The sequence below is a fragment of the Marinobacter sp. MA genome, from assembly GCF_048298425.1.
GTDB lineage: Bacteria > Pseudomonadota > Gammaproteobacteria > Pseudomonadales > Oleiphilaceae > Marinobacter > Marinobacter salsuginis.
Window position 1 is genome coordinate 309925 of sequence record NZ_CP103058.1, and the last position, 12996, is coordinate 322920.

At 59.2% G+C, this 12996-nt stretch carries 9 protein-coding genes; 6 read left to right on the top strand and 3 right to left on the bottom strand.

The window, feature by feature from the left end; all coding sequences use genetic code 11:
• Nucleotides 1–63 precede the first annotated feature (63 nt).
• The 4 genes from NUW46_RS01350 to NUW46_RS01365 all read left to right on the top strand — a co-directional run bounded on the left by NUW46_RS01350 (nucleotide 64) and on the right by NUW46_RS01365 (nucleotide 5010).
• Nucleotides 64–1578 (top strand): diguanylate cyclase, encoded by a 1515-nt coding sequence (locus NUW46_RS01350; protein ID WP_418141191.1) that lies wholly within the window; start codon nucleotides 64–66, stop codon nucleotides 1576–1578.
• A gap of 82 nt (nucleotides 1579–1660) precedes the next feature.
• Nucleotides 1661–2527, top strand: coding sequence for an MBL fold metallo-hydrolase (locus NUW46_RS01355; RefSeq protein WP_418141192.1), 867 nt, complete (start codon nucleotides 1661–1663; stop codon nucleotides 2525–2527).
• A gap of 8 nt (nucleotides 2528–2535) precedes the next feature.
• On the top strand, nucleotides 2536–4269 hold the full coding sequence (locus NUW46_RS01360; protein WP_069182634.1) for a SulP family inorganic anion transporter: 1734 nt from the start codon (nucleotides 2536–2538) through the stop codon (nucleotides 4267–4269).
• A gap of 81 nt (nucleotides 4270–4350) precedes the next feature.
• Nucleotides 4351–5010 carry an energy-coupling factor ABC transporter permease gene (locus NUW46_RS01365; RefSeq protein ID WP_069182635.1) on the top strand — a complete coding sequence of 220 codons (660 nt, stop codon included), beginning with the start codon at nucleotides 4351–4353 and terminating at the stop codon, nucleotides 5008–5010.
• 11 nt (nucleotides 5011–5021) lie between these two features.
• On the opposite strand, the gene NUW46_RS01370 is transcribed toward NUW46_RS01365, so the two are convergent.
• From NUW46_RS01370 to NUW46_RS01380, 3 genes are all read right to left on the bottom strand, one after another.
• Entirely contained in the window at nucleotides 5022–7154 is a 2133-nt protein-coding gene (locus tag NUW46_RS01370; RefSeq protein ID WP_418141193.1) for an EAL domain-containing protein, read from the bottom strand.
• 162 nt (nucleotides 7155–7316) lie between these two features.
• A complete protein-coding gene (locus NUW46_RS01375) occupies nucleotides 7317–7847 on the bottom strand; it encodes a response regulator transcription factor (protein ID WP_418141194.1) in 531 nt (176 codons plus the stop codon).
• A complete protein-coding gene (locus tag NUW46_RS01380; RefSeq protein WP_418141195.1) occupies nucleotides 7844–9115 on the bottom strand; it encodes a sensor histidine kinase in 1272 nt (423 codons plus the stop codon). Before NUW46_RS01380 ends, NUW46_RS01375 begins: the two co-directional genes overlap by 4 nt.
• A 138-nt stretch (nucleotides 9116–9253) precedes the next feature.
• Between NUW46_RS01380 and NUW46_RS01385 the strand changes: the two genes are divergently transcribed.
• Complete coding sequence (locus tag NUW46_RS01385; protein ID WP_418141196.1) at nucleotides 9254–11263, top strand: TonB-dependent receptor domain-containing protein; 2010 nt, start codon at nucleotides 9254–9256, stop codon at nucleotides 11261–11263.
• Between the two features lie 272 nt (nucleotides 11264–11535).
• Complete coding sequence (locus tag NUW46_RS01390) at nucleotides 11536–12984, top strand: YfcC family protein (protein WP_418141197.1); 1449 nt, start codon at nucleotides 11536–11538, stop codon at nucleotides 12982–12984.
• The last annotated feature ends 12 nt before the right edge of the window (nucleotides 12985–12996 follow it).

A 12996-nucleotide genomic window follows, 5' to 3' on the forward strand; every position in this document is an offset into this window, starting at 1 on the left:
TCAGCGTGGGCTACACTCTTTAATGGAGAGGGGTGAATCGTCCGTCAGGAGGACGTGTTGTCCATGGCGTCAAGGTCCGGTAACGGGCAGCAAACTGCTTTGTCTGCCCGTTTTTTTCAGAAGCTGGCCTCAGGGGTTCCTGGAGTCCTCTTCGTATATTGGGTGAGTTCGGAAGGAGATTCCCACCGCTGTCCTTTTATCAGCGAACATGTGCAGTCGCTCTTTGGCATTGATCCCGCAGATCTGAGTGATAACGCGGATGCGATTTTCGCCATGATCCATCCGGAGGATGTTGATGCCGTTATGGCCAGTATCCGTGCCTCGGCAGACAGGTTGAATACCTGGAGCTATCGGGCCCGGCTCAGGCTTGAGCATGGCGGTTACGAGTGGTTCGAGGTTAATGCGGAGCCCGAGCGCCAGCCTGATGGCGGCACGCTCTGGTACGGCCAATTCCACAACATCCAGCACTACAAGAACCTGGAGCAGAGCCTGCGCGAAAGTGAGGCGGAGTTTTCCTTCCAGGCCGGGTTCCAGCGACTGATTGCCCGTCTCTCCACCGAATTCATCAATCTGGGATTTGGCACCATTGATCAGTGTATTGATGAACTTCTGAGATCCATCGGAACGTTTTTCAAGGTAGACAGGGCCTACCTGTACTGCTTTTCCGATGACTATTCCGTGATGACCAATACCCATGAGTGGTGCAGGGACGGTGTGCCCGCTCTGATCGACACACAGCAGGAGGTGTCGATCGACAGTTTTCACTGGTGGCAGGAACAGATCGAGGGGATGGTGAGTGGCAGCCGGGTGGTGTTTATTGAAGATGTCGACCGACTGTCCCGGGAAGCTGCTCCCGAGCGGGCACTGCTTCAGGAGCAGGGGGTGTCGTCGATGTTCTGCGTGCCTATCCGGGTACGCGGACGGGTAACGGGCTTTTTCGGCGTTGACTCCCTTCGCCGAAGAACCTGGCGTCTGGACCAGGCCGACCTGTTGATTATTGTTTCCGGCCTGTTATCGGGTGCCCTGGAGCGCAACCGCCTGGAAGAAGAGCTGCTGAACCAGTCCATTCGGGACCCCCTGACCGGCCTGCACAATCGCCGATACCTGATGCCGAGGCTGGATGAAATGCTCGGCCGGAGCAACCGCCGGGGTGAGCGCTTCGCCCTGGCGATCTTCGACATCGATCACTTCAAAAAGATTAACGACTCCATCGGACACCTCGGCGGGGATTATATCCTGCAGCGGTTTGCCGACATTCTGATCAGCCAGACACGCTCCATGGATGTGGTTGCCCGCTTCGGCGGGGAAGAATTCATTGTTGTCTTCAGCGCTGTAGAGCACGGCGATGTACGACAGCTCGTCCAGCGAATTCTCGAAGCTGTGCATGAGGAGCGTTTTGTCTTTGATGACGATGAGATACCGGTGACCGTCAGCGCAGGTGTGGCCGGAATAGAGGAGTTCGTTGACCGCCCAGCCTCGCCGGACGCTCTCATTGCCGGGGCGGATCACAGGCTTTATCTGGCCAAGCAGGCAGGGCGGGACTGTCTTGTTGATGTATCAGGAACATTGCGCATATAAAAAAAGATCATTTCACCTCATATTACTAAATAGTATATCCTTAGATTAAAAGTGATATTTGGATTGTCTAGAGGTGACTGTCATGAGCAACCCGATCGTTCAGCATTTTTTTGATGAACCCACCAATACGTTCAGTTACGTGGTGCGTGACCCGGACAGCCAGGCCTGCGCCATTCTCGATTCGGTCCTGGATTTTGATTACGCCGCGGGCAAAACCGATGTGCGTTCTGCCGATGAAATTATCGAGTACATCCGCAGCAACGATCTGAAGGTCGAGTGGATCCTGGAAACCCACGTCCACGCGGATCACCTGTCTGCCGCGCCCTACCTGCATGAGAAGCTGGGTGGCAAGACCGGCATTGGTGCGCACATTCGCGACGTACAGGAAATTTTCGGCAAGGCGTTCAATGCCGGTACCGAATTCCAGCGCGACGGAAGCCAGTTCGACAAGCTGTTCAAAGAGGGCGACACTTTTGCTATTGGCGGTCTGGAAGGATGCGTTCTGCATACGCCGGGGCATACCCCTGCCTGTCTCACTTATGTGATTGGCGATGCGGCTTTCGTCGGGGACACCCTGTTCATGCCGGACTTTGGCACAGCTCGCTGCGATTTCCCCGGTGGCGATGCCCGCACCCTGTACCAGTCCATCCAGAAGGTGCTGTCCCTGCCTGCGGAAACCCGAATTTTCCTGTGCCACGATTACAAGGCGCCCGGCCGCGATGAGTACCAGCACATGACCACCGTTGCGGAGCAGCGCGCCGCAAACATTCACGTCCACGAAGGTGTCTCCGAGGAAGAGTTCGTGAAAATGCGCACCGAGCGGGATGCGACCCTGGATATGCCACGGCTGATTCTGCCGTCCGTTCAGGTGAACATGCGGGCAGGCCACATGCCGCCGGCCGAGGACAATGGCCAGGTTTACCTGAAAGTACCGGTTAACCTGTTCTGAGATTCCTGATGAATCTTAAACGTTATCTGCCGATTCTGGACTGGGCGCCAACATACGGCCGTGATCAGGCCACCAGTGACCTGGTGGCCGCGATCATCGTCACCGTCATGCTCATTCCCCAGTCGCTGGCCTATGCTCTGCTGGCCGGGTTGCCCGCCCAGGTGGGGCTGTACGCCAGTATCCTGCCCCTGGTGATTTACGCCGTCTTCGGCACCAGTCGGACCTTGTCCGTCGGGCCTGTGGCCGTGGCCTCGCTGATGACGGCGGCGGCCCTGGCACCGCTGGCCGAGGCAGGAACTCCGGAATACGTGGCCGGTGCCGTTCTGCTGGCCGTTATGTCGGGGCTGATGCTGACGCTGATGGGGGTGCTTCGGCTCGGGTTCCTGGCCAATTTTCTGAGTCACCCTGTGATTTCCGGCTTTATCACGGCCTCTGGCATTGTGATTGCGGCCAGCCAGTTGAAGCATATATTCGGAATTCAGGCCTCCGGCCATAACCTGTTGGAAATCGGTCAGTCACTGTTCCAGTCCATTGGCGATACCAACCTGGCCACCCTGTCTGTTGGCGCCGGGGCGCTGTTGTTTCTGGTGCTGGCCCGCAAACGCTTGAAGCCACTTCTTATGGCGATGGGCCTGGCACCGAGAATGGCCGACATTCTGACCAAAACCGCGCCCATTCTGGCGGTTCTGGTGACCACCCTGGTGGCCTGGCAATTCCAGCTTGATGGCCAGGGTGTGCGACTGGTCGGGAATGTACCCCAGGGGCTCCCAGAGTTCACCATGCCGAGCCTGGACATGGGCTTGTGGCAGCAACTGGCGGTCAGCGCCTTGCTGATCAGCGTTGTCGGTTTCGTGGAGTCGGTGTCCGTGGGCCAGACTTTGGCGGCCAAACGGCGCCAGCGCATCGATCCTGACCAGGAGCTGATCGGCCTGGGGACCGCCAACCTGGGTGCCGGCTTTTCCGGGGGTATGCCGGTTACCGGTGGTTTCTCCCGTTCCGTGGTCAACTTTGATGCCGGGGCCGAGACCCCGGCCGCTGGCGCCTACGCCGCGGTCGGTATTGCCATGGCGACGCTGTTTCTGACACCGGCCATCGCGTATCTGCCACAGGCGACGCTCGCCGCCACCATTATTGTTGCGGTAGCCACACTGATTGATCTTCCGGCCCTGGGTCGAACCTGGCGCTATTCCCGCACCGACTTTGGAGCCATGCTCGCAACCATCGTGCTGACCCTGGTGCACAGTGTCGAGGCCGGTATTATCGCCGGGGTGGCGCTGTCCATCGGGCTGTTCCTGTATCGAACCAGTCGGCCCCACAGTGCGGTTGTTGGCCGTGTGCCCGGTACCGAGCATTTCCGCAATGTGCTTCGTCACGATGTTGAACTGTGCCCGAAGGTGACCTTCCTCCGTGTAGATGAGAGCCTGTACTTTGCCAATGCCCGGTTTCTCGAGGAAACCGTGATGGATCTGATGATCCGGGAGCCAGAGCTTAAGGACCTGGTGCTGGTGTGTCCGGCAGTGAACCTGGTGGATGCCTCTGCGCTCGAAAGTCTGGAGGCCATCAACGAGCGTATGAAAGATGCAGGGGTCAGATTGCATCTGGCGGAAGTGAAAGGCCCGGTAATGGACAAGTTGAAAGGGACGGAACTGCTTTCCCATCTGGGTGGCGAGGTTTTCCTGAGTACTTATGAAGCCTGGCAGCGCCTGACCGACCTCGGCAAACTCGAAAAACAGGTCGCCTGATCAATCTGGGCTCGCTTGCACCGGGGGTGGGGCGAGCCGCTAAGATGTCATTCCCGACCCCGTTGCTGCGGTAAGTTCACTATGGGCATGACTGAAAACCTGCTATCCACCAGCCAGTGGATCATCACGCTTCTGCTCTTTCTGGTGATTCTGGTCCGGGCGCTGCGCTCGATTGACTGGCAGGCCTTTCGCAAGGACAACGCACTCCAGCACTCGTTCTTCGGTGCTGCCGTGGTGCTGGGTTTTGTCTGGCAGTTGCGGGCCGGCATTTCACCCGGCCTCGCCATCCACGTTTTTGGTATCACGGTGATCACGCTGATGCTGGGGTGGGCCCTGGCAGTGCTGGCGGGCCTTATGGCACTGGTGATCACGGTGATCACCGGTCGCGAGCCTCTGATCATGTTTGCCGCCAACGGGCTGATCACGGTGATGGTGCCTGCCATTGTCAGCCACGGCATCATGCTGTGGGAGCGCCGACGGGATTTTCGGAACTTCTTCGCCTACATCTTCTTCTGCGGCTTCTTCGGTGCGGGCATTTCTGTAGCGGCGGCCGGCACGGTCATGTGCCTGATGCTATGGACCAGCGGCGTCTACACGTTTGATGAACTGGTGCACGAGTACATCCGTTACCTGCCACTGTTCATGATTCCTGAGGGATTTGTGAACGGCACCTTTGTAACCGGCCTGATGGTGTTTCATCCCGACCGGCTGACCACGCTGGACCAGAGACGGTATCGCTAGGGTGATCCGCCCTAGCGACCCTCGCCCCGGGCCACAACGGGATTGAGCATGTCACCGCTCTTGCCGGACTCTGCCTGTGCCCGCCAGTGACGGGTCCAGCCCAGCACTTCACCGGAAGGCATGGGGCGGGCAATGCCGTAACCCTGAACGAAATTGCAGCCCATCCGGCGCAGTGCCCGGGCATGCTCCATGGTTTCCACGCCCTCGGCCAGAACCGGGTGGGCGAACCGCTGGGCCAGGAAGATCACGCTCTCCACAATGGCATGGTCGCTGGCATCCTCAAGCATGTTCCGAACAAAACTCTGGTCGATCTTGATAATGTCCACCGGCAGGGTGCGCAAATAGGTCAGCGATGAGAAGCCGGTGCCAAAATCGTCCAGCGCCACCTGAAGGCCAAGGCTCTGGCAATGCGCCAGAACATTGCTGGCCCGTTGGGTATCCTCCAGGGCGGTTGATTCCAGCACCTCCAGGGTGATCTGGCCGGGCGCTATCTCGGGATGGCTGTGCAGATAACTCTCAAGATAGTCGGCAAAGGAGCGGTCCATCAGGTGTGGAGCGCTGATGTTGATGCTGACCGCCAGATCCTCGCCAGCCTCTTTCCAGGTGTTCATCTGGTGAATCGCTTCTTTCAGTACCCACTGTCCCAGTGGTACTTCCAGATGACTGTTCTCCACAATCGGCAGAAACTCGCCCGGTGAGACAAGCCCTTTCTGGGGATGATTCCAACGGATCAACGCCTCGAAACCGAACAGCTGGCAATCGGTCACGCGGATCTGGGGCTGGAAAAACAGTTCGAACTCCTCGTTTTCCAGAGCACGTGTGAGTTCCATCAACTGGTTGCGTCGGTTCCGGCGATGCTCGTCCAGCCCGGGATCGAAAAAGTGATACTGGTTGCGGCCTTTTTCCTTGGCGGAATACATGGCCTGGTCGGCGTGACGAATAAGGCCTTCCGCCTCTGATCCGTCTTCCGGGTAGCGGGTGATGCCAAGACTGGCTGTGAGGGTGACGTTTTGATCGCCCACGGCGACGGGGTCGCCTACAGTGGCCAGGATCCGCTGGTACACCGCATCGTGGTTGTCGTCCCCCTGCAGCAGGAGGACGAATTCGTCGCCACCGATGCGAGCCACGGTGTCGCCGCTCCTCAGAGCACGGGTCAGTCGCTCGGCGAGGGTTCTGAGGGCCTGGTCGCCCGCCAGATGGCCCCATTTGTCATTGATAGCCTTGAAGCCATCCAGGTCCAGATAGCACACGGACACAGTGCGATGTTGCCGGTCGGCGTGATTACGGGCCGTGCGCAGGCGCTCTTCCAGCAACTGGCGGTTGGGCAGGCCGGTCAGGTCGTCGTAGTTGGCTGCCCGGTCCAGCTCACGCGCATGGTTCTTGAGCGCCGTGATATCAGAGAACGCTGCCACGTGGTAATACTGCCCCGGTTCCTCCAGATGGACACGGCTGATGGAAAGCAGTTCAACATACTCTTCACCGTTTTTCCGCCGGTTCCAGATTTCGCCCCGCCAGTGGTCGGTTTTCTCGATGGTGCGCCACATGGACCGGTAGTATTCTCCGGAGTGGCGACCAGAGCTGAGGATCGCCGGGTTCAGTCCCAGCACTTCCTGCCGGCTGTAGCCGGTGATCCGTGAAAACGCGGGATTCACATCCAGGATCCGATTGGACTGGTCGGTGATCAGGATGGCTTCGTGGCTGCGATCGAACACGCTGGCCGCGATGCGCAGGCCCCGTTCGCCGTGCTTCCGGTCCGAGATATTGTTCTGAATGGCGATAAAGCCGGGTGCGACGCCCTGTTCGTTGCCGATTGGAACGCAATAGGTATGCACCCAGTAAGGTTCGCCGGCCCGGGTGTAATGGAGGATGTCTTCCTCAATGACCTCGGCCTTGTGCAGCTTCTGGTTGATGCGTTTGATGGTGTCAGGGTCTGTGTCCGGCCCGTACAGCACTTCCTTTGGCAGACGTCCGCGCACCTCCTCAAGCTGATACCCCGTGTGCTCCTCAAAACTGGGGTTTACCCATTCAATGCGACCGGCATCATCCAGCATCACCAGAAAATTGGGTGTGACCGACGCAATCATTGCCAGGCGATTGGGGTCGATGTCTGCGGGCGGTGCAATCGTGGTGGGGGATCTGGGCATGAGAGTCAGTAATGTGTGCTCCGGTGTGTCAATTTACGAACTCCCCTCCCTGTGAGACCTGTCGTAAGTGTCAGGGCATGCTACCGGAATAGACCTGAAAAGCCATGGGTAAATGGTCTGGATGAGTTGATAGATGTCAGTTTTGCGCCAATTACCTATCGGTCAGCGCCAGCGCGAGTGTTTCTGGAGTTTGCGTTGCAGGGTGCGGCGGTGCATGTTTAGAGCCCGGGCCGTGGCAGAGACGTTGCCCTCGTTCTCGTTGAGAACCCGCTGGATATGCTCCCACTCCATTTCCTCGACTGAAGGCGGCTCCGCCCGGAGATCGGGTGGTGCATCGATCGGCTCGAATCCGGCCAGCAACTGGTTGACCGTTACAGGTTTGCACAGATAGTTCACCGCGCCCCGGCGCATGGCCTCGACCGCCGTGGCGATACTGCCGTAACCGGTGAGCACCAGTATTTCGAGATCCGGATGCAGGTCCAGCAATTCCGGTAGCAGTTGCAGTCCGCTCTCACCGGCCAGGTTCAGATCCAGAACGCAGCGGTGAAACGTTCCGTTCAGCAGAGCGTTTTTTGCCTCCTGGTGCCCGTGGGCAAGCTGGGCCTCAATACCCTGGCGGGCAAGTGAACGCTGAAGCACTTGCAAAAAAGCGTCGTCGTCATCAATCAGTAGCCAAGCCTGTTGTCTGCTCACGCCTGTTCTCCCCAAGGGCTGTTGGTCGCTGACGCTATTGGCAGCTCAATGATGACGGTGGTGCCTTCGGCGCTGCCGCGGGCTTTCAGGTTACCGCCAAGACGCTGGATGGTAGCGTTGGAGAGGAAAAGGCCAACTCCCAGCCCGTTCTCTGAACTGACCACCCTCTCCCCGAGCGTACCTTCCGGGGTGGATTCCAGACCGTCGCCGTGGTCCTCGACAACCAGTTCCATCAGGCCGTCGGCACTTTCCCGGGCGGACACGGCGACCCAGGACGGGCTGGCTGTCACCGCGTTGGCCAACACATTGAGCACGGCCTGATCGAGGGTGGCGTCCACGGCAACCGGGGAGTCCGGTACCGGCTGTCGCCATTGAATGGGGGCACCCGGCCAGAGGAGAGTGGCTGATTCCCTAAGGCGTGCGACCCAGTCCCGGGCGGCCAGGGTTTCCAGTTGCGCGGTCTTGGCCTCAACGGCAGCCCTCGACAGTTGTTGCAGGTGGGCACTGCAAAGACCCAGTTGACTCTCCATCAGCGCAAGATCGTCTGCGATTGGCGCACCCCCCGGAACTGCGGATTTCATTCCGTCCACCAACAGCGTCATGGTGTTCAGCGGTGTGCCCAGGCGATGGGCGACGGCCGCGGCGGAAAGCCCCAGGGCGATGATCTGCTCATCCCGAAGCCGTGTCTCGCGTATCTGCGCAAGCTGGGCCTGTTGCTGGCGCAAACGTCGGGCGAGAGCGCCGACAACCAGGAGCAGGATGGCGGCGGTTGTGGCGAAGGTGACCCACATGCCTACCAGGTGCAACTGGGCGAGGTTGGCGCCGTGATGTTCATGGGTCACCGGCGTATGCCAGATCACCAGTGAGGTATAGACCGCCACCCCGGCAACGGTGACGGCAATACTCTGGCCCATTGGCACCAGCACAATGGCAACGGCGATGGGCAACAACAGCAGGGAGACCAGAGGATTGGTGTAGCCGCCCGTCAGGTAAAGCCAAGCTCCGATCATCAGCAGATCGACGATGAGCACCAGGCTGACGACCCGGGTCGAGCGGGGCGGGCGTCGAGTAAACCAGAGCCAGGCCAGGGTTGCCAGAACGCCGTAGGCCAGGAGCAGGATAACCGCTTCGGCACGATGGGCCAGCGTGACCATGGTTTCTGCAACGGCGATCGAAATCAGCTGCAGCGCAACAATAGTCAAACGCATGCCCAGCAGATAGCGGGCAGTTTGTTGAAATCCGGTCTGTGAGTGGGTCAGCCATTCCATACCGGGCATTCTAGCCGTTTTTTACGCCGGGATACGCGGTAATACCTCCGAGGGGATGCGGCATTTGGTCTCAGGCGCAAGCGCCGGCTGACCTTTATGATTGGCGCCAACTATCTGAGCTGGTCAGGACAAGGTTGTATGGCGACGGTAATTGGAGCGCGTTTTATCGGATTGTGTGCTGCGGGATTGGTTTCACTGCCCGCCGGGGTGATGGCCCAGGAAATTTCACCCGAGCTACCCGTGATCCGGGTGACCGAAGGGCAAAGCATTGAAGAGGCGTCGAGCCAGTTGGCTCCAGAACCGGTCGAACGTTTGTCTGCCAATCCCTCAGTGTCTCTTTCCCGAATGGGTGGACGCGGGCTGGAGCCGGTTATCCGGGGCCAGAGTCAGGAGCGGGTGGATGTGCTTCTGGACGGCGTTCGCGTTGAAGGCGCCTGCCCGAATCGCATGGACCCGCCCACCAGTCGTCTGAGTTCGGCGCTGGCGCCCTTGCTGGAAGTGCGCACCAGTAACCAGACCCTGCGCTGGGGCCCTATTTCCGGCGGCCAGGTGGTTGCGACCACGGTCGCGCCCGTGTTTGACGGTTCAGGCGCGACGGGTCATCTCACCGTGGGTGGCACAGACAACGGCAATGGCAAGCTGGTCAATGGCAGTGTCGCAGTGGGTAGCGACAGTGCCTGGCTTCGCCTCGCAGGGGGATACGACGAGGCGGACGATTACGAGGACGGCGACGGCAACGAGGTCCGCAGCGCCTACAAGAACTCCGAGGCTCGCCTGGATGCGGCGTGGAAGGCGGATAATGGTTTCTTCATCAAGGGTCTGGTGAGCCGGCAGGAAGAGCGGGATGTCAAATACGCCGGCTCCGGCATGGATGCGCCAAAAACCGATACCGACATCATGCGCCTGGAGCTTGGTTCTCCGCTGGCGAACGGCAACTGGAACCTGATGGCCTGGCAGGCGGATGTCGACCACATCATGGATAACTTCAGTCTCCGTGAATCCATGATGAAAATGCTGACGGATTCCGAGACCGAAACCCGGGGCTTGCGTCTGACCCTGGATCAGAGCCCGGATGCCCGAACAGACTGGGCCATTGGCGCCGATGTTGAGACCAATAACTGGTACGCCGAACGGTTCGGGGGAGCCAATCTTGATGTGCTCACCTCCGTACTCTGGCCCGACGTGGATCGAGACCGCTTCGGCCTCTTTGCCGAGCGCTTCTACCGGGTAACTCCCGAATTGAAGCTTGGCGGTGGCGTGCGCTACGACCGCGTGGAAATGTCTGCAGCGGCAGCCGATGATGTGTTCGGCAGTGGCATGATGGCCATGTCCGCGGCCGACGCCTACGAGTCGATCTACGGCACCACGAACACCGATGTTGCCGATGATAATTTCAGCGGTTTTGTCAGCAGCGATTGGCGATTCTCTCCGGTCCAGTCGATGGTGGTTACGGCCAGCCACAGCGTCCGCAGCCCGGGCGTGACGGAGCGTTACATTGCCAGCTGGAACAACATGGACCCGTCCAGGCGCTGGGTGGGCAACCCTGCACTGGACCCTGAGACCCACCGCAAGCTGGAACTGGCGATGCCCGGCCAGAGTAACGGCTGGAACTGGCGTCCGGCCGTGTGGGTGGATCAGGTGAATGATTTTGTCCTGCGTACCCGCAATGCTGACCAGGTCAGCGTCTACCGCAATATTGATGCGCGGCTGATGGGCGTTGAAGCACAGCTTGGGTGGAGCAATGGCACCTGGAACACCAACAGCAGCCTGGCATCGGTTCGGGGTGAAAATCGCGACGATAACCAACCGCTGCCGCAGATTCCGCCGGTGCAGTTTGTTCAGACCCTTGGCTGGCAGCGCATGGGCCATGCCCTTGAACTGGAGTGGGTGCTGGCCCGCCGCCAGGATCGGGTGGATCTGGAATCCGGTCAGGATCCCGGCACGTCCCCGGGTTATGGCGTGCTGAACCTGTCCGGCAGTCACCCTCTTGCAGACTATCTGAGTGTTACCTGGGCCGTGGATAACCTGTTCGACAATACCTGGGCACCCCATGTCAGTCGGGCCAATACTGATCCATTTAATCCCGAAGCCGTAAGAGTTAATGAGCCTGGCCGGACCCTGCGTGCCGCACTGACAGCCAGGTGGTAAGACCTTGTATGGCGGTTACCCGTTTCTCATAGCTGGCGGGTGACATTGATGCCCCGGGTGGATCCAACTCCTCCACCCGGGGCTTTTTTATGGCTGGTCAAAAATTGCGCTACCTCAATTCCGGAAATGACATCCTGCACTATGCTGTTTTCATGCAGATCTGGACCAGTAGCGCTTGGCTGCTGAGGATGTGTTCGGCTTCTTGAGGTTCCCGGGCGGGACCTGTCTGCATCATGCGATTGCACTATGCGATTAAGGACAGGAGACGCATCGTGACTGAAGATGAACAGTTGCCAGAAAACCCCGAGAACGACCTCGCCTCGCGATTCCCCACGGCTTACACCATTCTTTTCGGCCTGATTATTCTTGTTGCCGCGCTGACCTGGATAATTCCCGCCGGGCAGTACGAGCGCGCCATGAATGAAGAAGTCGGACGGGAAGTGGCGGTGCCGGGAACCTACCAGACCGTCGAACCAAACCCACAGGGCTTTGTTGATGTGATGCTGGCACCGACAGCCGGGTTCTACGACCCCGACAGCTACGTCGCCAATGCCATCGATGTTGCCATGTTCATCTTGTTTCTGGGCGGTTTTCTCGGTGTGATGAATGCGACTGGGGCCATCGATACCGGCATCCGAAGCGCGATGCGGCACCTGAAGGGCCATGAGATCTGGATGATACCGATCCTGATGGTGCTCTTCGCCATCGGTGGCACCACCTACGGGATGGCAGAGGAAACCCTGGCGTTTTACGCCATTCTGATACCCGTGATACTTGCGGCCGGCTACGATGCCGTGACCGGGGTCGCCATCATCCTGATCGGCGCCGGCATTGGTGTGCTGGGTTCCACCATTAACCCCTTTGCCACCGTGATTGCAGCCAATGCCGCGGGCATTCCGTTCACTGACGGTATCTTCCTGCGATTTGTTCTGCTGATTGGTGGCCTGTTGATCTGTATCGGCTACGTGATGCGATACGCGCACCGGGTAAAAACCGATCCGTCGCGATCGGTGGTCGCCAGGCAATGGCCGGCGCACAAGAAACTGTTTCTGCAAGGCGATGATCAGGAGATTCACAGTGCCACCCTGACAACCACCCAGATTGTTGCCCTGGTGATCTTTGCCCTGACCTTCGCCGTGATGATCTGGGGTGTGTCTTCCCAGGGCTGGTGGATGGCCCGGATGGGTTCCCTGTTCTTTGGTGCGGCCATCGTGATTGGCCTCATTGCACGGCTGGGGGAGAAGAAACTGACCGCCAGTTTTGTCGATGGCGCCCGGGATCTGCTTGGGGTCGCCCTGGTGGTTGGTCTTGCCCGCGGCATTGTGGTGATCATGGAGCAGGGCATGATTGCCGACACCATCCTGCACAGTGCCGAAACCTCCCTGGGTGGGTTACCGGAGCTGGCTTTTATCAACCTGATGTTCTGGATCGAGGTGGGCATGAGCTTCTTCGTGCCTTCGTCCTCTGGCCTGGCTGTGCTGTCCATGCCGATCCTTGCCCCGCTGGCGGATTTTGCCAACGTCGGTCGGGATCTGGTGGTGACTGCCTATCAGTCTGCCAACGGCCTGGTGAACCTGATCAATCCCACCTTTGCGGTGGTTGTTGGCGGGCTTGCCATCGGGCGAGTGTCCTACGATCGCTGGCTCGCCTTCATCTGGCCTTTGTTGCTTATCCTGACTGTATTTATCACGGTAGTTATAAGCCTGGGCGCCATGCTGTGAGCACTCGACAAA

Coding starts and splice junctions, on each gene's coding strand:
- NUW46_RS01360 (WP_069182634.1), top strand. CDS start 2,536: ATGAATCTTAAACGTTATCTGCCGATTCTGGACTGGGCGCCAACATAC.
- NUW46_RS01350 (WP_418141191.1), top strand. CDS start 64: ATGGCGTCAAGGTCCGGTAACGGGCAGCAAACTGCTTTGTCTGCCCGT.
- NUW46_RS01370 (WP_418141193.1), bottom strand. CDS start 7,154: ATGCCCAGATCCCCCACCACGATTGCACCGCCCGCAGACATCGACCCC.
- NUW46_RS01365 (WP_069182635.1), top strand. CDS start 4,351: ATGGGCATGACTGAAAACCTGCTATCCACCAGCCAGTGGATCATCACG.
- NUW46_RS01355 (WP_418141192.1), top strand. CDS start 1,661: ATGAGCAACCCGATCGTTCAGCATTTTTTTGATGAACCCACCAATACG.
- NUW46_RS01385 (WP_418141196.1), top strand. CDS start 9,254: ATGGCGACGGTAATTGGAGCGCGTTTTATCGGATTGTGTGCTGCGGGA.
- NUW46_RS01380 (WP_418141195.1), bottom strand. CDS start 9,115: ATGGAATGGCTGACCCACTCACAGACCGGATTTCAACAAACTGCCCGC.